General features: G+C 49.2%; 15 protein-coding genes. 12 read left to right on the forward strand and 3 right to left on the reverse strand.

What is annotated here, in order from left to right:
- The 3 genes from DEF47_RS08295 to DEF47_RS08305 form a co-directional block, all read right to left on the reverse strand.
- The gene (locus DEF47_RS08295) at positions 1-4,662 is read right to left on the reverse strand and encodes a non-ribosomal peptide synthetase (RefSeq protein WP_012189422.1); all 4,662 of its coding nucleotides are present in this window, start codon (positions 4,660-4,662) and stop codon (positions 1-3) included.
- Complete coding sequence (locus DEF47_RS08300) at positions 4,659-11,660, reverse strand: type I polyketide synthase (protein ID WP_012189421.1); 7,002 nt, start codon at positions 11,658-11,660, stop codon at positions 4,659-4,661. The genes DEF47_RS08295 and DEF47_RS08300 overlap by 4 nt, the downstream gene beginning before the upstream one ends.
- 72 nt (positions 11,661-11,732) lie before the next feature.
- A complete protein-coding gene (locus tag DEF47_RS08305) occupies positions 11,733-12,266 on the reverse strand; it encodes a hypothetical protein (RefSeq protein WP_012189420.1) in 534 nt (177 codons plus the stop codon).
- 504 nt (positions 12,267-12,770) lie between these two features.
- Between DEF47_RS08305 and DEF47_RS08310 the strand changes: the two genes are divergently transcribed.
- The 12 genes from DEF47_RS08310 (at position 12,771) to DEF47_RS08365 (ending at position 22,671) form a co-directional block, all read left to right on the forward strand.
- On the forward strand, positions 12,771-13,847 hold the full coding sequence (locus DEF47_RS08310) for an alpha-hydroxy acid oxidase (RefSeq protein ID WP_012189419.1): 1,077 nt from the start codon (positions 12,771-12,773) through the stop codon (positions 13,845-13,847).
- A gap of 273 nt (positions 13,848-14,120) precedes the next feature.
- The gene (locus DEF47_RS08315) at positions 14,121-14,543 is read left to right on the forward strand and encodes a hypothetical protein (RefSeq protein ID WP_012189418.1); all 423 of its coding nucleotides are present in this window, start codon (positions 14,121-14,123) and stop codon (positions 14,541-14,543) included.
- Positions 14,544-14,548: 5 nt separating this feature from the next.
- Positions 14,549-16,729: a peptidase domain-containing ABC transporter gene (locus DEF47_RS08320; protein ID WP_012189417.1), complete on the forward strand. Its 2,181-nt coding sequence runs from the start codon at positions 14,549-14,551 to the stop codon at positions 16,727-16,729.
- A gap of 65 nt (positions 16,730-16,794) precedes the next feature.
- Positions 16,795-16,962, forward strand: coding sequence for a hypothetical protein (locus tag DEF47_RS08325; RefSeq protein ID WP_287045069.1), 168 nt, complete (start codon positions 16,795-16,797; stop codon positions 16,960-16,962).
- Positions 16,963-17,001: 39 nt separating this feature from the next.
- Positions 17,002-17,175 (forward strand): hypothetical protein, encoded by a 174-nt coding sequence (locus DEF47_RS08330; protein ID WP_287045070.1) that lies wholly within the window; start codon positions 17,002-17,004, stop codon positions 17,173-17,175.
- A gap of 40 nt (positions 17,176-17,215) precedes the next feature.
- On the forward strand, positions 17,216-17,392 hold the full coding sequence (locus DEF47_RS08335; protein WP_287045071.1) for a hypothetical protein: 177 nt from the start codon (positions 17,216-17,218) through the stop codon (positions 17,390-17,392).
- Between the two features lie 34 nt (positions 17,393-17,426).
- On the forward strand, positions 17,427-17,591 hold the full coding sequence (locus DEF47_RS08340; protein ID WP_287045073.1) for a hypothetical protein: 165 nt from the start codon (positions 17,427-17,429) through the stop codon (positions 17,589-17,591).
- A gap of 32 nt (positions 17,592-17,623) precedes the next feature.
- On the forward strand, positions 17,624-17,794 hold the full coding sequence (locus DEF47_RS08345; protein ID WP_287045074.1) for a hypothetical protein: 171 nt from the start codon (positions 17,624-17,626) through the stop codon (positions 17,792-17,794).
- On the forward strand, positions 17,794-17,955 hold the full coding sequence (locus DEF47_RS08350) for a hypothetical protein (protein ID WP_287045075.1): 162 nt from the start codon (positions 17,794-17,796) through the stop codon (positions 17,953-17,955). The genes DEF47_RS08345 and DEF47_RS08350 overlap by 1 nt, the downstream gene beginning before the upstream one ends.
- Before the next feature lie 260 nt (positions 17,956-18,215).
- Entirely contained in the window at positions 18,216-21,458 is a 3,243-nt protein-coding gene (locus DEF47_RS08355; RefSeq protein WP_012189416.1) for a type 2 lanthipeptide synthetase LanM family protein, read from the forward strand.
- Complete coding sequence (locus tag DEF47_RS08360) at positions 21,451-22,332, forward strand: GNAT family N-acetyltransferase (RefSeq protein ID WP_012189415.1); 882 nt, start codon at positions 21,451-21,453, stop codon at positions 22,330-22,332. The genes DEF47_RS08355 and DEF47_RS08360 overlap by 8 nt, the downstream gene beginning before the upstream one ends.
- A gap of 138 nt (positions 22,333-22,470) precedes the next feature.
- Positions 22,471-22,671, forward strand: a complete 201-nt coding sequence (locus DEF47_RS08365) for a hypothetical protein (protein WP_041304349.1) — start codon at positions 22,471-22,473, stop codon at positions 22,669-22,671.
- The last annotated feature ends 7 nt before the right edge of the window (positions 22,672-22,678 follow it).

Consider the following 22,678-nt stretch of genomic DNA (forward strand, 5'->3'; position numbering starts at 1 on the left):
CTAGCGAAGTTTCTTCATAAGTGAGTTCAATGTCTGCTGATCAAGGTTTGCCATCGGGAAATCGGATGGAACATACGCGGCGCTAGTTGCGCTATCGCCTTGCAATAAATCGCGTAATGCCGCCATAAAGCGCTCGGCAAGCTGGGTAATCGTGGCTGGCTCATGTAAGTGATTGCTATACGTCCAGCGCACCCACAATTGCTGTTGCACCACCACCACATCAACGTCTAAAACATGCGATCGCGTGCTAGCAGGGTCACGCAGTGGCACTTCAAGTTGGGGCAATAACTCAAAGGCTGCTTTTTGAGCCGCACCCCCTAATTGACCAAGATAATTAAAGCGTAGTTCAGCGTGTGAATTGGCGCTAGGATTAGGTTGATTGAACTGCCATAAGCCATAACTAAGCCCATATTCAGGCACTTGGCGCAGGGTTTCTTTAATCACTTTCAGCATTTCAAGCGGCCCATCAAAGCCAGTCCAATCCAAAATTACTGGATAAAGACTGGTAAACCAGCCAATCGTGCGCGAAAGATTGAGATTTTCAGCAATCGATTCGGCGCGGCCATGGCTTTCTAAATCAACCACAAGGCTTTGGCTATACGTCCATTCGCCAATCGTTTGGGCTAAAGCGGTTAGCAATACTTCTTCAAGGCTGGCATGATAGAGCGTTGGCAATTGGTTCAGCAATACGTCGGTTTCTGCGACCTCAAGTCGGGCCAAGACAATACTGCTTGAGGCTTCAGTATTGGCCTGACCGCTATGATCAAGCGGCAAAGGTGATTGAGTATGCTGAATCGTCTGCCAATAGCTGGCTTGTTGGGCGACTTCTGGTGATTGGGCATACTCCTGAAGCGCCAAAGCCCAAGTTTTGAACGAACTGGTTTTGAGCGGTAAATTAATCGATTGCCCTGCCTGTAGTTGAGCATAGGCCGTTTGTAAATCTTCCAACAGAATCCGCAGCGAAATTCCATCAAATACAAGGTGATGCGCCACAATTAATAGGCGCTTGCTCAACTCTGCTTCGAATAGCACAAACCAAATCAGCGGGCCAGTGCTCAAATCGAGTTTGGTTTGGTATTCAATCGCGGTTGCTTCAATCGTTTGGGTTTGGGTTCCTTGATTCAAGCCCCTGAGATCAATTATCGCTAGTGGTAAATCAGCCTCAAGCGAGCCGTGGGTTTGTTGCCATTGGTCAGCAACCAACTCGAAGCGCAAGCGCAGGCCATCGTGATGCTGCAAAAGTTGGGCAACGATCGAGTGCAAATCAGCCTGAGTAAGCTCGGCAGGCGCTTCAAGCAACACTGGCATACTATTAAAATAGTGTGGATTAGGTAGATTTTGGCAAAAGAACCACTGTTGAATGGGCGTAAGCGGCACGGCACCTTCGATCAAGCCTTGATCGGCCACAACCAGCGTGGTGCTCGAAACCACCTGTGCCAATTCAGCAATCGTTTGATACTGAAATATATCTTTGGTTAGCACATGATAGCCAGCCTGATTGAGTCGCGCTACAATTTGCAAACTCAGAATCGAATCGCCGCCGAGTTCAAAGAAATTGTCGTGAATGCCAACCTGTTCGCGCCCCAACACCTCGGCCCAAATCGTGCTCAGCAGCGTTTCGAGTTGATTGGTTGGTGCAGCAAATTGATTGGCCAAATGCTCACGGGTGGTGGGCGGCACAGGCAACGCTTGACGATCAACCTTCCCATTGCGGGTCAGCGGCAGGCTCTCCAACACCATAAACGCTGCAGGCAGCATATATTCAGGCAGTTTGGTTTGCAAAAATGCCCGTAATTCACCAATATGCGGCATTTGTTCTGATTCCGCAATCAAATAAGCTACGAGTCGCTTATCGCCAGGCAGATCTTCACGGGCAACCACCACCGCTTCCCGAATGCTAGGATGTTGCGCCAGTACTGCTTCAATTTCGCCAAGCTCAATCCGAAAGCCACGAATTTTAACTTGTTGATCGATGCGGCCTAAAAATTCGAGATTTCCATCAACCTGATAACGCGCCAAATCGCCAGTACGATACCAACGCTGCTGATCAAGCTCGACAAATTTCTCGTCAGTCAATTCCGAGCGATTCAAATAGCCCCGACTAACCCCAGCCCCGCCGATGTACAGTTCGCCTGGCATACCAATTGGTACGAGGTTTTGCTGTGGGTCATACAAGCGAATCGCCATATTTGGTAGTGGTCGCCCAATCAAATGGCGCTCAAGCAAGCCCTGTTGGGGCACACGATAGCTGGTACAAATAATCGTGGCTTCGGTTGGGCCATACAACACATGAATTGCGGCTTGCGGAAAGGCGAGCCGCATCGCATTTAACAATTCAGGCGGCACTAAATCGCCACCAATAAAAATCATCCGAATGCTTTGACAAGCAGCGGCAGTATAGCCTTCAGTTTCCAAGGCATTGACCAATTGACGCATCAAACTTGGGACAGTGTGAATCACACTCATCGAAGCCAGCGACTCGATCAAGCCAGCAATATCCAAAATTTCTTCGCGGGTAAGCATCCACGATGTGCCGCCAGCAAGCAATGGGTTGAGCAATTCAAACAGAAAAATATCAAATGAGAATGGGGCAATACACGGCATCACATCACGAGGATTGAAGCCAAACGCTTGCTGACTTGCCAACAACACATTCAACAGATTTTGATGGGTAACCAAAACCGCTTTAGGCGTGCCAGTCGTGCCCGAGGTATAAATCATATAGGCCAAATTGCTGGGTTGCAGTTGATGATTTGGCGCATCAACCTGCTGAATATGGGCATGCCAAGCTTGATCAAGTGCAACAATATGGGGAGCTTCTAAGGGCAATTCAGCAGCTAAGGCAGCAGTTGTTAGCACGACCAAAGGCTTGGCATCGGCAACAATATAAGCCAAACGATCAGCAGGAAAGCTGGGGTCAAGTGGCAAAAACAGGCCGCCAGCTTTAAAAATCGCTAGAATCGCAATCACCATTGCAGGAGTGCGCTCAACGCACAAACCAACAACACATTCTGGTTTTACGCCTAATTGCTGTAAATAGGTCGCCAAGCGCTCAGCATGCTGGTTCAATTCAGCATAGGAATACTGCTGATCACCATAGCGCAAGGCCAGTTGATCTGGTTGGGTTTGAGCGTGACGGGCAATTGCATGCTGAACAAAATCTGTTTCAAAGGCTGTTTCAGTAGCATTCCACTCGATCAACAATTGCTGGCGTTCGGCACTGGTAACCAATTCAATCGCAGCAATCGGCAAATCCGGCTGAGCAACCATGGTTTCAAGAATCTGTTGCAGATGCCCAAGCATGCGTTCGACGGTTGCTTGATCGAAGAGATCAGTACTATACACAAAAGCTGTAGCTAATTCACCATCAACTTCATCGATCTCCAAGGTCAAATCAAACTTAGAAGTCCCAGTATCAACCTCGGCATAACCAAGTACATTTTCAGGCATCTTCTGACGAGCTTCTTGGGGATCTTGCAGAATATAGGCTGCCTGAAAAATTGGGGTATAGCTCGGATTACGCTCAGGCCGCAACACCTGCACCAAGCGCTCAAACGGCACTTCAGCATTGGCATAAGCATCCAAGGCCATTTGGCGCACCTGCTGAATAAACTCGCGGGAGGTTTGCTCAAGATTAAGTTGGCTACGCAAGACCAACATATTAATAAAACAGCCGATCAATGGCTCTAATTCAGGGCGGGTTCGACTGGTAATTGGCGTACCAATCAGCAAATCTGTTTGGCCTGTATAGTGCTGCAACAAGATCTTATAGGCCGCCAAAACGCTCATAAACAAGGTTGCGCCAGTTTGGGCAGTCAACTGTTTGAGCGATTTAAGTAGGCTGGCAGGCATTCGCCGACTGATTTTTGCCCCGTTGAAGGTTTGAATCCGTGGGCGTGGGCGATCGGTTGGCAAGGCCAACAAGGGTAATGAACCCGAGAGTTGGTTTTGCCAATATTCCAATTGCTGGGAGACACTGGCCTGGTTTAGGCGTTGGCGCTGCCATACGGCAAAATCAAGATACTGTATTGCCAACGGAGCCAATGGTGAAGGCTGGCCTTGACTGAATGCCTGATGCAAAGCCCCAATCTCTTGGACCAAAACCCCAGGCGACCAATCGTCAGAAACAATATGGTGCAAATTAATAATTAAGTGATGTTCATGAGTTAAGCGCAGCAAAACCACGCGCAACAATGGCCCATTGCTCAAATCAAAGGGCTTTTGAGCTTCAGCAAGGGTGTGTTTTTGGGCCTCGGACGCTTGCTGCTCCTCGGGAAAAGACCGCAAATCGATCACTGGGAGCCTAAAATCTGGCACAGGCTCAAGCATTTGGACTGGTTGTTGATCGACGGTTTTAAACGTGGTACGCAGAATTTCATGGCGCTCAATAATCGCCTGAAAAACCCGTTGCTCTAAGGCCACGTCAAAGTTTGGCCCAAAGCGAATCACGACCGGCACGTTATACAGCGCACTCTGCGGATCAAGTTGGTACATCAACCACAAACGTTCTTGGGCAAACGATAAGGCATAGGCTGCACCTTGCCGTTCGACGTGGGGAATCTGCTGTTTGTTTGGTTCGGCTTTTTTCTGGTTGAGCCGTTTTTCAAGCAAGGCTCGTTGCTCTGGCGAAAGAGCAGCTAGGCGTTTGGCAAAATCGCTCATTCACTGCCTCCTTCACTCGCAGTTTCATTCAACAAGGCTTGCACCTGATCAAGCGGGGTTTGCTCAATCTCAGCCAATAAAGCTGCCAACTCAGCATCTTGTTCGGCAATACTTGGCAAAATCCGTTGGGTTAATTGGGCAATACTCGCCCCTTGCAACAATTCAACAATTGAAAGACTCACTCCGAGATCAACCTCAATCCGATTTTTCAATTCAACCGCCATAATCGAATCAAGCCCAAGCCTATTTAATGGTTGGTCAAGATCAATTCGGCTACGATCAAGGCGTAATACAGTCGCAATCACGTCGCGTAAATGCATTTCTAAGCGCGTTTGGCGTTGCTCCGGCTCAAGCAAGAGCAATTCTTGCACAATGCCAGATTGGCTTGGTACGGCAACTTGATCGGTTTGGCGTGCAATTTGCGCATTAACCAATTCAAAGTGCGACTTAAAGAATGGTACTTTACAGGTTTGCGGGTAGGCTTGTTGCCAACGTTGCCAATCGGTGAGCATTGGGGCAATCTGAATCGGATTACGCTGGAATAGCTGGGCCATCACCTCAAGGCCTTGCTCCGAGGTCATGCCAATCACCCCACTTTGATTAAGCTGATCGTTCATCTTGAGTCGGGCAACAATTCCTGTTTCGGCCCATAGCCCCCAATTAATGCTCATTGCTGGCAGACCTTGCGAGCGACGGAAATGGGCTAAAGCATCAACAAAGGCATTTCCAGCGGCATAGTTGGCCTGACCAAACATCCCCATAATTGAAGTAGCCGACGAGAACATAATCATGAAATCGAGTGGCGATTTGCGTAATAAGCGATGCAGCAACCATGAACCAAAAATCTTAGGTCGATTGACCACATCAAATGTTTCTTGATCCATCCGCATCAACAATTGATCTTTAATTAATCCTGCTGAGTGAATGACCCCACGAATGGGCGGCCAACCTTGTTGTTGGTATTCAGCCAAGAACATGGCCAATTGCTCTTCATCACTGACATCAATTGACGCGACATGAATACTTGCGCCAAGATTTTCCAGTTCCTTGATTGCGGCAATCCGCGAGGCCAACAAATTATCAACATCAAGATCCAGTTGGTTCCAGAGCGAGCGATCAGGGATGGTGGTGCGGCCCAGTAGGATCAAGCGCCGAGCACCCTGTTGAAGCATCCAACGGGCAACTTCGAGGCCAATCCCGCTTAAACCACCAGTAATCAGATAGCTAGCATCGGGGCGTAAACCTAAGCCTTGTTTTGGTGGATCATCGAACGAATCGCGCATTAATCGGGCAAGATAGCGCTGATTTTGACGCAAAGCCAGTTGTTCGCCATCGATTCCAGTTGTGATTGCTTGAAATAGCTCAAAAGCCTCATTTGACGATTTGGTTGGGTCAAGATCGATCAGAGCGCCCATTAGTTCGGGATGTTCGGTTGCTAAGACCCGACCTAAGCCCCACAAGGGTGCTTGAGCCACTGCAATGGTGGCTTGCTCTGGCGTAACGGATTGCGCTCCACGTGTCACCAGCCAAATCCGTGGTAATTCGGGCTGATCTAATTCAACCACCGCCTGAATCAGCTGCACGGCAGCATCACAGCCTAAGCCTTGAGCTTCACTAAGCGTCGTTAAGGTTAGCTCTTCGGTATCAACTGCATCTAAACCCCAAAGATGAATCACCCCACGATAAGGAAGATTGCCTGCTTGGAGCACTTGTTGAAATTGGCTCAACTCGCGTGGGTTCAGCTGAAAGTGATGTTCGTCCAGCTGTTCATAATTATCGGCAGGTGTAACTAGAACACTCGACTCACCCCTGGCTTGGAAGAGTTGGGCTAACTCCTGCCCCAGCCCTTGCTGATCGCCCAAAATCAACCAGCTCCCAAGCGCTTGATGTGGCTGGACTGGATTTATTGGCTGTGCACGATGTTGCGGCGCACGTGCCAGTCCAATAAACTGGGCCTTTGTATTAGGATAGGTTACCCCAACACTATCAACAAACCCTAGTTCATCGAGCAATTCAGTCCAACGATCTTTAGCCAACAAAGGATAAGTGGGGCGTAGATCGGTATCGGTAAAACGCCACCAGCCACTGGTTAAGCCAAACGTTACATCCATCCAAGCGGTTGGCACAGCACCCTCAAGAAATGCTAACATCCCATTCGGAGCCAACAAGGTTTTGAGATGCGTCAACACTTGGCGCACATCAGCGGTTGCATGCAACACATTTGAGACCACAATTAAGTCATAGTGCTCAGCAACAAACCCTTGACTCACCGGATCACGTTCAACATCCAAGAGCTGATATTGCACAAAATCATACGCTTGGAATTGTTGGGTAGCCCGCGTTAAGAAGCCTTGCGCAATATCAGTAAACGTATAGAGCGTCTGCTGAGCTGGAAGTTTTGGCAATAATCCACCAGTTAGGCTACCAGTTCCGGCTCCAACCTCTAAGATCCGAATAGTTCGGTGTGGCGGCAATTCAGCTAAAGCACAGGTAATCAATTCAATAAACAATTCATAAAAAAGCTTAATTTGTGATTTGCTGTAAAGGTCATCGATCAAACTATCTTTGAATAAAACCTGTAATGGATCAAGTTTTCCGCTAAGAATGGCAGCCAAATTATCGCCACAACGCTGCACAAGCTGATAGATTGCAGCATTGGCAGGATACTGTTCAAGCAAGCTTTCAGTTAATCCTGATGGTGTTGTAGCTGGTAGTTGCGCACTAATCATCCATTCAGAGCCATGGCGGCTTAGCCAATGTTGCTCATGGAAAATTTCCAAGGCTCGCTGGATGAAGCGATCATATTGGGGAGTTATCGCCAATTGCTGGGTCAAAGTGGTATGATTAACGACCTGATCGACCGCAGGCTGCCAATTAAGTTGGCGTAATGCAGCTAGCATCTGGTAGGCAGCCAAATGATTCGCCGCCATTAATGAAGCCTCATGCTGCTCAAAATCGACAGTAGTGGTCACACGTTCAAGCACTGGGTCAAGCGCTTTGAGCAAATCGGTCGTGGTCGGCAAATGGCTAGCAACCGCTGGCTGGCTAGCTTGATCAGGCAACCACTTAACCGAATAGAATAAATCATCACCAATTGCGGTTTGGGCAGCCTGAGCACTTTCAAGCCGTTGTAAGCGTAGTCCTAATAGCTCTAACACCAACTGTCCAGCTTTATCGTAGAGATAAATATCAGCCTCGCGAATATCATCATTGGCAGCTGAATCAGCTCGCAATTGGGCATGGCACCACAAATTTGGGCTAAGTGGTCGATACAGTTTGAGCTGACCAATTCCTACTGGCAAACGGGTATCGGTTGCATCGCTTTCATCGCGTGGCACAGCCGCAGCCACTACCTGCAGGCTGGCATCAAGCAAAATTGGGTGGGCTTGATAGCTCTGGAGATCGTGCTCTAAACCAGGAGGAAGTTGCAGTTGGGCTAAAGCCTCACCATCGTTGCGCCAAATTTGCTTGACCGCTTGGAATGCAGGCCCATAATTGAGGCCACGTTGCGCCATCGCTTGGTAATGGGCTTGGCTTGAAAATGGCTCTTGACAACGAGCTTGAAGATGCTGCAAGGATACTGATTCGAGCGGCAATTGCCCATCTGGTTGTTTAATTAGCTGACCAGTTGCATGCAACGTCCACGCTTGATCTGTCTGACCTGGTTTCGTCAACGCACTAAAAATTTGAAATTTGCTACTAGCCGATTCAGGTGCAATAATCACTTCAATGCGACGCAAAGCGTTGGGTGCTAAAACCATCGCCTGTTTAAACACCACTTGATCAAGGCAATAACTACCCTTACCGAAAGCACTTTGGGCCGCTGCCAGCGCCATTTCAAGATAAGCTGCCCCCGGCAAAACCACCACGCCCTGCACTTGATGATCGCGCAGATAGCTGGGATTATTGGCATTCAGATCAAGTTCCCAAAGATGTTGGCCTACTGGATGTGCCAAAGCCACATGGCTGCCTAATAAAGGATGCTCATAGGCAGCCTTATAGTTTGGCTGCTGCAGCGCCGCACCATACTGGCGGCTGAGCCATGAAACCGATTGATCATCGAGCAATTGATCAAACCAATAACGTTCGCGTTGCCATGGATAGAGTGGTAAAGCTACATGCTGCCCAGTTTGTTGATAGAGCGTTGGCCAATTGATCGTTGACCCAAGGCTATAGAATGCGGCTAAAGTATTGAGCAAAGCCACAAATTCAGGTTCATTGCGACGCAACGAACCAAGAACATCACCTTTTTTCTTGGCATGGGCCAGTGCTTCCAGCATTGACGGCGATAAAACGGGATGCGGGCTAAGCTCTAAAAAGGTTGTATAGCCTTGTTCAAGCGCATAGTTGAAGCCTTGGGTAAAGAGAAATGGCTCACGTAAATTTTGGCCCCAATAGGTTGCATCAAGCGCCATACCCTCAATAATTGCTCCCGTTACGGTTGAAAATAACGGAACTGTGGTTGGTTGGGACTGGATCTGCGCCAACGCAGCAATCAATTCAGGCTTGAGCACGTCCATCTGCGGGCTATGAAAGGCAATATCAACACCCTTGAGAAATCGACAGAAAATACCTTGTTTTTCCAGCGATTTCAGCACCCGTTCTAAGGCTTGTGGGTCGCCTGAAAGCACACTTGATGCAGGGCTACTGCTCCCGGCAACCGCTAAGAGATCATCCCAGCCTGCCAAGACCAAGCGAGCTTGATCGAGTGGCAAGCCAACCATAGCCGTTTTACCTTGGCCAGCAACTTGTTGCATTAATCGGCTGCGATGGTAAATAACAGCAATCGCATCGATCAGGCTGAGTGCACCCGCTACATGAGCCGCCGCAACTTCGCCAACACTCTGACCAATCACCAAATCGGGCTGAATTCCCCATGAGCGCCATAACCCAGCCAACGCCACTTGGATTGCAAAAATCGCAGGTTGGGCAATCATGGTTTGGTCAAGCCGCGAGCTTGCTTCTGGCGCAGCAATTTCTTCAATCAGCGACCAATCGACATGTTGGCGTAGCAGCTGATCACATTCTTGCATAATTGAGCGAAAAACATGGTGTTGCTCAAACAATTCGCGGCCCATTTGGAACCAATGCGAGCCTTGACCCGAAAAGACAAAAACGATTCGCGGTTCGCGATCAAGGCGGCGGCTGCTCTGAACAACTCCATGGCGGATTTCACCTTGCAGATAGGCTTCAAGCAAACCAGCAGCTTCGGCCTGTGATTGAGCGACCACACCCAGCCGATACTCTAAATGGCTACGTCGCACTGCTGCCGTATACACCAGATCGTTGAACGCTGGCGCAGCCGTAGGATCAGCCCATAATTGCAAATAGCGTTGGGCTAAAGCACGCAGCGCCTCAGGATTACGGGCTGAGATCGGCAAAAGATACTGCTCATACTGATTGAGACTATTGCTATGCGCATGGTGAGGGGCTTCGGCAACCACCACATGGGCATTTGTGCCCGAAAAGCCAAAGCCACTGATCCCGGCAATCAGCGCTTGATCGGTTGATGGCCATGGGCCAAGCGCAGACTGCACAAACAAGGGAATCGAATCAAAGGGAATTAATGGGTTTGGCGCTTGATAATGCAAGTTCCCCGGCAATTGGCGATGCTTAATTGCCAAGACCGTTTTGATTAATCCTGCAACCCCCGAAGCCGATTCAGTATGACCAATATTGGTCTTGACTGATCCTAAGGCACAGCGCTGATTCTCAGCCCGATCATGGGCCAAAACATTGGCCAAGGCATTAACCTCAATCGGGTCGCCAACGGCGGTTCCTGTGCCATGAGCCTCGATATATTGCACTTGGGCCGGGGCGATGCCAGCATTTTGATAGGCTTGACGCAACATCTGCTCTTGCGCTTGGCCGCTAGGAGCCATAATGCCATTACTGGCCCCATCTTGGTTGATCACACTCCCCAAAATCACTGCCTGAATCGGGTCGCCATCAGCCAACGCATCAGCCAAGCGTTTCAAAATAATAATGCCTGCGCCTTCGCTACGCACAATCCCATTAGCGCGGCTATCAAAAACTTTACAACGACCATCGGGGGCTAAAGCCCCGGTTTTGGTAAAAAAGACCGTATCATCAGGCTTGAGAATAACGTTAACCCCACCCGCCAACGCCAAGTCCGATTCACCATTGCGCAGGCTTTGGCAGGCTAAGTGAATTGAAACCAGCGCCCCAGAACAGGCTGTATTCAAGGCCAAACTTGGCCCACGCAAATCTAAGAAATAGGAAAGTCGATTGGCAACCACACTATCGCCATTGCCCGTGCCCGAGTAGGCTTCGATCAGTTCTGGATAATAGCCAAACAGAATTGTGCCATAATTGGCGCTGAGCGTACCAACAAACACTCCGGTTTTGCTGCCTGCCAAGCTCAATGGTGGAACACCAGCATCTTCGAGTGCTTCCCAAGCAACTTCAGCAACCAAGCGTTGGCGTGGGTCGAGATGCGCCGCCTCACGGGGCGAAATACCAAAAAACTGAGCATCGAAATAATCGATATCATCGACAAAACCACCCCAACGGCTCGACATTTTGCCTGGCCGAGTCGAATCGGGATCGTAAACTGCATTAATATCCCAGCGATTTTGTGGCACTTCGGTAATTGCGTCGGTTCCAGCACATAACAACTCCCAGAAGGCCTGGGGATTCTCGGCCTGGGGAAAACGACAGCCCAGCCCAATAATTGCAATTGCATCGGTATGATTAGCGGCAAACGGCAGATTGGGCTGAGTTGGTTCGCTGATTGGAGAAGTTGAACCTAAATGGCGGGCTAAACTGTCAATTGAAGGGTAATCCCACGCCAGAGTTGGCGATAAGGGCTGGTCAAGCCACTCCTCAAGCTGCTTAATTAGACTTAAACCTTCGATCGAAGATAGCCCATATTTGATAAACGACTCACGGGTATCGATTTCGTGGGACTCAATGCCAAGATGTAACGCCAAATATGAGACCAACCAATCCTGGATAGAAGTTGTCGTTTGAGTCATAGAACGAGCGCCTCTTCTGGGTAATATGTTGTAAATCAATTAAGCGGCAGTGAGAAGTTGTGTGAGCCAAATTTATGATTTAGAGCGTTTAAACATAAAGGTAAAGCCGGCAATAATCAAAATCAAAGGCCAAAACCGAAAAAGCCCAAAAAAGCGATTCAGATTGGTCATTTGATCACTTGAGACCAAATTGGCTAATAAAGCGCCACCAAAACCAGCAAAAACCACCCCCGGAATAAACGAAAGCCAATCACTTTTTTTCAAAACCAATTTGCTCCCAACCGCCGAAAACAACCAACCTATGCCAAAGGTGACACACAAAATCCCAAAGCGGCTTGGCGAGCTGGCATCACTAAATGCAGTTGCATTCAACAAAAAGCCTAAGCCAATACCGGTCAATAAACTCCCGCCAGTAAATAAAAAAACCGTGGAACTGATCACGGCCATCACCAACATCACAATCCCCATAACGAGTGGAATCAGCGCTTGCACCACAGGGCTGACTTCAAAAGGTGCATAAAAAACCAAAAGACCAACCAACACAAGGAAGCCACCGACGACCATCATAGGCATAGTTGCCCGACTACCGGCTTTAAGTTGACTCATTATGAACCCCTTCACACACACGGAATTTGGATTGATCGCAAAATTTTGATGTTGATTGAGGATTAACTATCAGCAGGTTGGGACACTTGCTGAGTAACCAATAAGGCTGTTCGGCAGCCATAAGGCATTGCCTACCCGTGTTTTTGGGTAAGCAATAGCAGAAAGGGCATCCAAGGGCTTGGTTGTCCAACACGCTACACTAGCTTAAATAATTGGCGCTAATGGAATGGGCGAAATAAGCGTCGGTGTATTTATCAGTTTACAGAATTTGGTTCGCGTATAGACTGCCAGATATTTAACAATTTGTCAATTTCAATTTTGGCATAAATCAATAGCCCAAAAATCCTCTTCAAGACCTAATTCGAACACCAAAACTATTCAACTCCATAGGGAAGCATGGCAAAAATCTGCTATACTAGCGCCACACCCAAACAACACTAAATCAACTGCTCGACTCAATTTGCATTTAAGTAGATCAATTCTATCAACGGGAATTAACGTCTTATGCCACCAATTAACCTCATGGATTACCAGCCATTGGCCAAGCAACTGATTGATCGATCAGCTTGGGATTATATTCAGGGTGGCAGCGATGATGAAATCACGTTGCAGGCCAACCAAGCCGCTTATACCAAGTTGAAGCTACGCCCGCGAGTCTTGGTTGATGTTAGTCAGTGCACATTAGAAACAAGCGTGCTTGGCCAAACAATCGCAATGCCGATTGGCATCGCCCCAATGGGTTGCCAAGGCTTAGTTCATGCTGAAGGCGAGTGTGCTATGGCGCGAGCAGCCGAAGCAGCTCAGACCGTGATGATTGCTAGTGCCATGGCCAACTACTCGCTTGAAGCGATTGCCCAAGCCGCGAACGGCCCCCTGTGGTTTCAACTGTATGTGTACCGCGAACGCCAGATTACTGAAGCGTTAGTACGACGGGTCGAGGCTGCTGGCTATCAGGCTTTAGTGCTCACTGTTGATGTCCCATTTTTGGGCCGTCGCGAGCGTGATTTACGCAATGGCTTTGCCTTACCGCAACACTTGCATTTTGCGAATTTTGCACCAACTGATGCCGCAGGCCAACATCAACAAACGCTTGGAGCTTCAGGGATTGCAACGCATGCGGCTGGACGCTTTGACGCAGCATTAACCTGGGAAGCGATTGACTGGTTACGCTCACTTACGCGGTTGCCAATTGTGTTGAAAGGCATTTTAAGTGCTGAAGATGCCCAATTGGCAGTGCAACACGGCGTTGATGGGCTGATTGTGTCAAACCATGGTGGACGGCAATTGGATACGGTTGCGGCAACTATTGAATGCCTACCTGCAATTGTTGATGCCGTCGGCTCGACCTGCGAAGTGTATCTTGATGGCGGTATTCGCCGGGGAACCGATGTGCTCAAGGCGCTCGCCTTGGGCGCAAAGATGGTTTTTGTGGGACGACCCTTGTTATGGGGTTTGGCGGTTGATGGGCAGCAAGGCGCACACCATGTGTTGGAATTACTCAGATCTGAATATAGCTTAGCCTTAGGATTAATCGGCTGTCCCCACAGTCATCAATTAAATCGACATTATATTAGCTCCTAAGCCTCAATTCCTCCGATACCAAATCAATCCCCTGACAGATTAAGTTCGTTGAACACGACTCATCGCCGCCCGTTTATTTAAATGACGGGCGGGTTATTTCGCATGGGTCGTGATCAAGTAGTTGGCATATGGCAATACGCTACGCTCATCAGCAGGTTAATCATTAAAGCATGAGCCCATCAGTATCGCTGCTTGGATCACTGTTGTATCGCTCCAGTAGCTGTTGCTCGCAACCCAATTTCGTTATGCTTGAGCTAGCGAAATGGAGTTGTGATGAAACCAACATTTTATCGCCAAGAAGCCCTTGAAGTCTATCTCAAACAACAAACGACAATCAATCCACTCTCGATTGATGAAAGTCGCCCACGCTATTGGCTATGGCTGATCATTTGTGGGTTAGGGCTTGGATTAAGCTGGTTGTTGCTCCAACCACAACCACAACAGCCCAATTCCAGTGCATCTGTGATCAATCAGCGACAAATTCGCTATCAAACCAAACAATCAGTCATGCTTAATCAAATAGTCAATGTTTATGTCAATCAAGTAGCTATTTCAGCAACAGTGGCGCAAGTTAACCCCCATCAGGATGCAACAACAGTTGTATTAACCCTTCCCACGCTGGTATACCCAGCCGATCAGTTGGTTATTTTTGAAGATAGCCAAACCTTGGGCAGTCTATTAATGAATAGTTGGTAGCGCATATGATTTTTACCAAGCCAAACACAAATCAGCTTCTAAAACGCTACACTCAACGGCGCAAAGTACCAGTTTTATTGCAAATGAGCCAAATCGAGTGTGGTGCTGCATGTTTAGCAATGATCTTAACCTATTATGGCTATGAAATGAGTGTTGCTGAATGTCGTGAGCGCTGTGGCGTTGGCCGTGATGGTATTAGCGCAAAAACATTGGCTCAGGCAGCTCGCAGTTATCAACTTGAGGTTAAAGCGTTTTCATTTACCTACGAATCCTTATTAGCCTTGCGTCAACCAATTATTATTCACTGGAATTTCAATCATTTTGTGGTACTTGAACGCACGACGGAAACCTATGCTGAAATCATTGACCCGAACTTTGGCCGCCGACGGATTGATAAAGCCGAGTTTCTAACTGCATTTACTGGGGTTAGCTTGGTTATGCAGCCAAGTGCGAGCTTTCAACGCCGTAAAATTCGCCGCGAAACAATCTTACAAAATTATATACAACTCCTGACCCAGCATAAAACGCTCTTTTTTCAATTGATTTTTACCTCAATTTTATTGCAACTTGGCGGCTTAGTTGTGCCGCTATTCACCAAAATAGTCATTGATACGGTTATTCCCCAAGCACTGATCCATGGAATGACATTAATTGCATTGGCGATTATGGTATTTATCGCTATGCAAGGTGTGATTCAATTATTGCGCCAACAATTAACTATTTATCTGCAAACCAAGCTTGATTTGCAGATAATGCAACGCTTTTTTCGCCATCTCTTGGCTTTACCGTTTGTCTTTTTCGAGCAACGCAGTAGTGGTGATTTATTGATGCGCCTGAACAGTAATACGATCATGCGCGAACTGATTACCAGTCAAGTGTTGACCTTGATTCTCGATGGTAGCTTGGTGCTTGGCTATTTCCTGCTCATTTGGTGGCAAAGTAACGTGTTGGCGGCGATTGTGCTTGGCTTTGCCTTGCTCGAAATTGGGTTGGTGCTGCTAGCCCAATCGCGCCTACGCGAAATTATCAATCAAGATCTTGATGCTCAAGCCAAAGCCCAAGGTTTTTTGGTTGAAGCATTGAATGGTATGACGACCATCAAAGCCAGCGGCATCGAGCAACAAGTCTACGAGCAATGGTCGCCGCGCTATACCAACCAATTAGTGTGGTCGCTGCGGCGCTCACGTGCCAGTGCGGTGATCGATACCGCGATCAATTGTATTCATATGAGTGCAGTGTTAGGACTTTTGTGGTTTGGCACCCAATTGGTGCTCAATCAGCAACTCAGCACCGGTTCACTGCTCGCACTTTTAGGTATTGCAGGCGCATTCTTCGCGCCGCTAGCAATGCTGATTCGCACCGTTCAAAATATTCAATTGGCGAATCTCTACTTCCAGCGAATTGCCGATGTCTTGCATAGTAACGTCGAACAACCAAACAAGCCAACCCCAAGTGCCTTAATGAGCGCTGGCCAGATCGAACTCCGTGATGTGTCGTTTCGCTATAGCACCCATAGCCCAATTGTCTTGAAGAATATCCAACTAACCATCAAGCCAGGCCAGAAAGTTGCCTTGGTTGGCAAAACTGGCTCGGGCAAAAGCACCCTCGCCAAACTGCTTTTGGGAATGTATCAGCCAAGCAGCGGGGCAATCTACTACGATAAGCAGCCGACCGAAGCCTTTGATCTGGCGACATTACGCCAGCAATTTGGGGTTGTGCTCCAAGATACATTTCTTTTCAGCGGCTCAATTCGCCAAAATATTACGCTCCAACGCCATGATCTTAAGCTTGCCCAAGTTATTGAGGCTTGTCAACAAGCAGCGATTGCCAGTGATATTGAGGCCATGCCGATGGGTTTGGAGACGATTTTGGCCGAAGGTGGGAGCAGCCTTTCGGGTGGGCAACGCCAACGCTTAGCCTTAGCGCGAGCGTTAGTTCATCAGCCAAGCGTGCTGTTGCTCGATGAAGCCACCAGCCACCTTGATGTTGCCACCGAAGCCGAAGTTGATCGCAATCTTAATCACTTGGCTTGTACGCGAATCGTGATTGCCCATCGCCTAAGCACCATCGTCAATGCCGACTTAATTGTGGTGCTGCGTGATGGCCAAATTATTGAGCAAGGCCGCCACGAAGAATTGCTAGCGCAAGCGGGCTATTATGCCCAACTTATTCAGCAACAAGCCTAAATTTGGGCATTCCTGGCAATTCTGCCAGTGCCAGATAGATTCATCCTAGTACAAAGGAACCACCCATGATCGAACAGAACACGATTATCGGCAGCCTCGAACTGAGCGACGAAGAATTGGAAGTTGTCAGCGCTGGCAAGGAAAAGAAGAGCTACTCATGCACCGTTTCACGCGGCGATGGTGGCTGCAACTGCACCTGTAGCTCCAGTGCTACCCCCAGCCAAAACGCCTAATCCTGCACCAATCAAGCATATTTTATAAGGAGCGATCCCATGTTGAATATCGATTTGAACACCGTTGTTGGCAGCCTCGAACTGAGCGACGAAGAATTGGAAGTTGTCAGCGCTGGCAAGGAAAAGAAGAGCTACTCATGCACCGTTTCACGTGGCGACGGCGCTTGTACCTGTACCTGTAGCGCGAGCGCTGCCCCCAGCCAAAACGCCTAATCCTGCACCAATTAAGCATATTTTATAAGGAGCCGATCCCATGTTGAATATCGATTTGAACACCGTTGTTGGCAGCCTCGAACTGAGCGACGAAGAATTGGAAATTGTCAGTGCTGGCGCAGAAAAGAAAAGCTACTCATGTACCGTGTCACGCGGCGATGGCGCTTGTACCTGCACCTGTGGTTCATCTCCAACTCCACCAGCAACCCCACACTAATTGGTTGATTTTGTAAGCAAATCAGGAGCATTTCATGGACAATCTAAACATCGATTTGAATGCCGTTGTTGGTGACATTGAGCTGAGTGACGAAGAATTGGAAATTGTCAGCGCTGGCAGCAAGGAAAAGAAGAGCTACTCATGCACCGTTTCTCGCGGCGATGGTGCTTGTACCTGTAGCTGCACCAGCGCTAGTTAGATACGCTTTTGTGATGGAAGGAAGGACTTCGCATGCAACAGTTTGATCTGAACACAATTATCGGCAGCGTGGAACTGAACGACGAAGAATTGGAAATTGTCAGCGCTGGCAGCAAGGAAAAGAAGAGCTACTCGTGCACCGTTTCACGTGGCGATGGCGCTTGTCAATGCACCTGTCAAGCTAGTAGTGCGGTGAGTGCTTAATGATGCATACCATTAATTATGAATTAATTATTGGCAGTGTTGAACTAAGCGATGAAGAACTCGAAGTGGTCAGTGCTGGTGCTACGGCCAAAAGCTACTCGTGCACCATCTCACGCTCGACAAAAGAATGTGAATGCACCTGCCCACCACGGGAAAACTAGGAGCAACCAACCATGCAGCGTTTTGGGAAATCTCTCAGTGGTTCAGCCACGGGAATGGCTGGAGCGATGAACTCCGACATCCATTGCTCCAACCAGCACTTGCGCGGGCTTCCCAATCCAACAACCCTGCAGCGGCTTGAATCTGCTTCGCATTGGCCGGATCACTAGCATTATACCGAACAACGGCTCATGTTCGCAATTATGCTGCAATGAGCCGTTGTTGCCGGATGGTATCGCCCAAAGCCGGGGGAGAATCTTTAATGACAACACACAAGCAGCTTGGTTGGGGTGCGACGCTCCCCTTGGCAATGCGCAGCATGCATGTGCAGCAATGCTGTGATCAACCGTTGAATGCTGCCAATCAGCGACGTTTTGACCGCTGGCGGGCGCAAACGCCCTTCCAAGATAGCGATTGGTTTTCCCAACGCCTCGCCCAGAATCAGCTTACCCCTGAGCAATTACAACAGTTTTTACAAACGCCTGCCCAACAATTTGAAGCCGACCAAGCAGCACCCGACTGGGTTGCGCTCTTCGAAATGGCCTATCGCACCCCGTTATCGGAGCGGCTGCCTTATTCGGCCAAATTGTTACAACACCCCATGCATGGCTTGCTCTATCTGGTTGAGCCATTATTGGCCTACGCGGTGCAACACCTACAGCAACAACTCAGCGCAGTCCAACCTCGCCAAGCCTTTTTACAACCAGCGCAATGGGTCACGCTCTGGTTTGAGGCGTTAGCCCAACGCTGTCTGTGGATGATTAGCCGAGTAACTGTGCTTGAGTTACATATTGCGCGAGTTCAAGCCCAATTAAATGGCACAACCCCCGAAGAGCGCTATCAAGATTTTGTGCAACAATTGCAAGATCGTCAACGGGCACAGCAGTTGTTACAAGCCTATCCAGTCTTAATTCAGCAATTGTGCTTAACCATTCAGCGCTGGCAAACCAATAGCATGACAATCTTTGAACGCTTGAACCACGATTGGCCAGCCTTACAGCAGCTTTTTCCGGTGCTCCAACAAACAGATGGATTAATTGGCATCCAAACGGGCGCTGGCGATGTGCATGCTGGCGGCCAAAGTGTGGTCATTTTGAGCTTCAGCAATGCCAAGCTCGTCTATAAACCACGCTCATTGGCGATTGACCAAGCATTTCAAGAACTCCTACACTGGATCAACCAACATTCGTCGATGCTCCCTTTGCGTCTACTCAAAATTCTCGATCGCCATGACTATGGCTGGTCGGAATGGGTTGATCATGCGATGCTCAGCGACTCGGCAGCAATTGAACGTTTTTATCAACGCCAAGGCATTTATTTGGCCTTGTTGTATGTGCTCAATGCCTCGGATTTTCACCACGAAAATATTATTGCCGCTGGCGAAGATCCAATGTTTATCGATTTGGAATCGTTGTGTGGCCCCCAAGTGCATAGCGATAATCAGCTTGAAAACGAATTTATGGCCAACCAAGTACTCACCAACTCGGTCTTGAGGGTTAGTTTGTTGCCGGAGCGTTTTCAAGCCCGGGCGGGCAAAACCGGCATCGATATTAGCGGCTTGGGCACACGCGATGGTCAAACGAGTATGGATACCATGCCGCTGTGGGTCGAAGCTGGCACTGATAGCATACGTATGACCAAGCAAACCGTCAGCCTTTCTGGCAGCCAACATAGCCCGATCGCCACCGTTAGCGCCGAGCAAATTGGCAGCTACCTCAATTGTGTGGTCAGCGGCTTTGAGGCCATGTATGATTTTTTGCTAGCCCATCGCAGCGAATTACTGGCTGATAGCAGCCCCCTAGCCAACCTCTACCGTTGCAAGATCCGCGTGATTGCACGGCACACAGCCTATTACACCAAAATTTATCAAGAGAGCTTTCACCCCGATGTATTGCGCGATGCGCTTGATCGCGATTGGTTGTTTGATCGTTTATGGTTTGAGGTAAAATACAATCAGCGTTTGGTCGAATTGATTCCGTATGAACATCGCGATTTATGGCAGGGCGATATTCCGTTGTTTACCACCGTCGTTGATTCATGCGACCTGTGGAGCAGCGATGGTCAACGCATTGCCGACTACTTGCCACGTTCAGGCAAAACAATGGTGCTTGAGCGCCTACACCAACTCAGCTCCAACGATTTGGCCAACCAAGTACGCCTGATTAGTTTCTCGTTTGCCACCATGAGCGCCTCACTCCACAACAGCTATCGTTCAGATGAGCGTTATCTGTTGCCAACCAGCATCCAACCGAGCCATGCCGATTGGCTGTTGGCCGCCTGCGGTGTTGGCGATGAATTGCTGGCAACCGCCTTGCAAAATGACCATTCAATTACGTGGATCGGCCTGACCCAACAGCTAGAATTGCAAATGGTCGGGTTGGATTTCTACGACGGGTTGCCCGGCATCATCTATTTCTTGGCCTATCTCGGGGCAATTAGCGGGGTTGAACGCTACACCCAAGCGGCTGAGCGAGCACTGCAAACCCTCGAACTGCTACTCGAACAACATCAAGCCACATTAACGGATGTTGGGGCATTTGTAGGTTGGGGCGGCCTGAGTTATCTCTACTGGCATTTATCGAGCTTGTGGCAACAACCGGCCTTATTGGAGAAAGCTAAAACATGGCTAGCCCAAATACCCTCACTGCTGGCCAACGATAGCACCTTTGATCTCATGGCAGGGGCGGCAGGTAGCCTCTTGGTAGGCTTGCGGCTTTATGCCCAGCAACCTAGTGCTGAGTTATATACAAGTTTAGTGGCCTGTGGTGAGCACTTGCTTGCCAATAGCCAAGCCGAGGAGCTTGGGCGCTCGTGGCAAACCATCACCGATGCTGAGCAACCAGCGTTGGGTGGTTTAGCGCACGGTACTGCGGGCATCGCCTGGGCCTTGATCGAGCTTGCCCAATTAACCAATGATCAGCGCTACCGTGAATCTGGCTTGCAAGCCTTGGCCTACGACAATAGCCTATTTGTGGCCGATCAGCAGAATTGGCGCGATATTCGCACCGCCAAAACCAAGGGCAACCAGCAATCCGATGATCTGGTGATTTGTATGGCGGCATGGTGTCATGGAGCGAGCGGGATTGGGATTTCGCGCTTGGCAATGCTGCGCTGCCTCGATGATCCAACGATCAATCACGACCTACAACAGGCCTTGGCCACCACCCTCACCCAAGGTTTTGGCATGAATCACTCATTATGCCATGGCGATTTTGGCAACTTGGCCTTGATTCAAGCAGCAGCCAAGCACTACGCCGACCAGCAGTTAGCCGACCAAGCCCAAACGATTGCCAGCGAACTATTTGCCAGCATTCAACGAGATGGCTACCGCTGTGGGGTGCAATATGGAGCACAACCACCAGGCCTGATGACCGGCATTGCCGGCATTGGCTATGGCTTGCTCCAACAAGCCGCCCCAAATGTCGTGCCATTAGTCACATTTCTCGAAAGCCCTGCCATCTTCCCAACCAACGAACCATTGCTGGAGGTGATCAGTCGTGGTTAATATTTGCCCAATTCCTCAAAACGATTTAGCCGCCTTTTTGCCGCTGACCTATCCGCGCTATCGAGCCTTGTTGGCCGAAGCTGAGCCGCAGGTTGTGGCGATTGGTGCTTACGATCAGCAACAGCAAGCGATCGGCCTTGCCGTCGCCAGCCAACAGCAGCGCTCAGCCGAAGTGCTTTCGTTATTTGTTGCGCCTGCTTATCGTCGCCAAGGCATTGGGCGACAGTTATTGAATGCCTTGGAAACCAACCTTCGGCAACAAGCTTGCGATCAACTACACCTCGTTTATAGCCAAACTGATCAGCCCTCGCCGATGCTCGGTTTGCTCAACCAAGAGCAATGGCCCACACCCGAAGCACGGATGCTCATCTTCAAACTTGATGTCTTGCGCATGGCACAGGCTGCTTGGGTCCAACGCCAGTATCGTTTGCCCAAAAACAGCAGCATTGTCGCCTGGCAGGATGCTGATCCGGTCGCGTTAACGTGGCTCACAACCCAACAAACGGCGCGTTGGTTTCCCCCAGGCTTATCGCCATTTGAGCTAGAGCAACCATTCGATCCCAGCCATAGCCTGGTCTTTTGCCAAGATCAGCAGATCTTGGGCTGGGTGATGACGCATTTGATCGATCCCCAAACCCGCGTCTATACCCAATTCTATGTTCACCCTGATCTGCGCCAAACGGGCATTGCCTTAGCCTTGCTGACAACTGCCCTGCGCCACCAAGCCGCCCAAGCCGAACAATGGGGCATGGCCGCGATTCGCCATGATAGCGCCATGATGCGCAATTTCCTTGATCGCCACTTCAGCGACTATCTGGTTTCCTTACGTTCAACCTGGGGGGCAAGCAAAATATTAGCCTCCACAACCGATTGAATCAACCTTTGTCCAAGCGATGTCAAGATTTTGACAAAACCAAGCCTGTGCCGTACAGTTGGTGATATTCCACATTTCAGCCTACATTGCACCACTTGTATGGATAGCTAGCAACATTCTGTTAATTTGGAGTAACCCATGACAGTGCTATCAAACCATGACGAGCAATCAGCCCTCCTCGCGCATCTGTTAGAGCATAACCCAGTTGGAACCGCCGAACTAAGTGACGACGATCTCGAACTCTGTATTGGTGGAACCGCCTATGCAGGCAAACGTTCACCAGGCTGCGTCACCATGGTAGGTGGAGAATGTTGTGAGATCCAGCTCGATACCAAATAGCTAGCAG

Source organism: Herpetosiphon sp., assembly GCF_003512625.1.
GTDB classification, from domain to species: Bacteria; Chloroflexota; Chloroflexia; order Chloroflexales; family Herpetosiphonaceae; genus Herpetosiphon; species Herpetosiphon aurantiacus.

Coding starts and splice junctions, on each gene's coding strand:
- DEF47_RS08295 (WP_012189422.1), bottom strand. CDS start 4,662: ATGAGCGATTTTGCCAAACGCCTAGCTGCTCTTTCGCCAGAGCAACGA.
- DEF47_RS08300 (WP_012189421.1), bottom strand. CDS start 11,660: ATGACTCAAACGACAACTTCTATCCAGGATTGGTTGGTCTCATATTTG.
- DEF47_RS08305 (WP_012189420.1), bottom strand. CDS start 12,266: ATGAGTCAACTTAAAGCCGGTAGTCGGGCAACTATGCCTATGATGGTC.
- DEF47_RS08310 (WP_012189419.1), top strand. CDS start 12,771: ATGCCACCAATTAACCTCATGGATTACCAGCCATTGGCCAAGCAACTG.
- DEF47_RS08315 (WP_012189418.1), top strand. CDS start 14,121: ATGAAACCAACATTTTATCGCCAAGAAGCCCTTGAAGTCTATCTCAAA.
- DEF47_RS08320 (WP_012189417.1), top strand. CDS start 14,549: ATGATTTTTACCAAGCCAAACACAAATCAGCTTCTAAAACGCTACACT.
- DEF47_RS08325 (WP_287045069.1), top strand. CDS start 16,795: ATGATCGAACAGAACACGATTATCGGCAGCCTCGAACTGAGCGACGAA.
- DEF47_RS08330 (WP_287045070.1), top strand. CDS start 17,002: ATGTTGAATATCGATTTGAACACCGTTGTTGGCAGCCTCGAACTGAGC.
- DEF47_RS08335 (WP_287045071.1), top strand. CDS start 17,216: ATGTTGAATATCGATTTGAACACCGTTGTTGGCAGCCTCGAACTGAGC.
- DEF47_RS08340 (WP_287045073.1), top strand. CDS start 17,427: ATGGACAATCTAAACATCGATTTGAATGCCGTTGTTGGTGACATTGAG.
- DEF47_RS08345 (WP_287045074.1), top strand. CDS start 17,624: ATGCAACAGTTTGATCTGAACACAATTATCGGCAGCGTGGAACTGAAC.
- DEF47_RS08350 (WP_287045075.1), top strand. CDS start 17,794: ATGATGCATACCATTAATTATGAATTAATTATTGGCAGTGTTGAACTA.
- DEF47_RS08355 (WP_012189416.1), top strand. CDS start 18,216: ATGACAACACACAAGCAGCTTGGTTGGGGTGCGACGCTCCCCTTGGCA.
- DEF47_RS08365 (WP_041304349.1), top strand. CDS start 22,471: ATGACAGTGCTATCAAACCATGACGAGCAATCAGCCCTCCTCGCGCAT.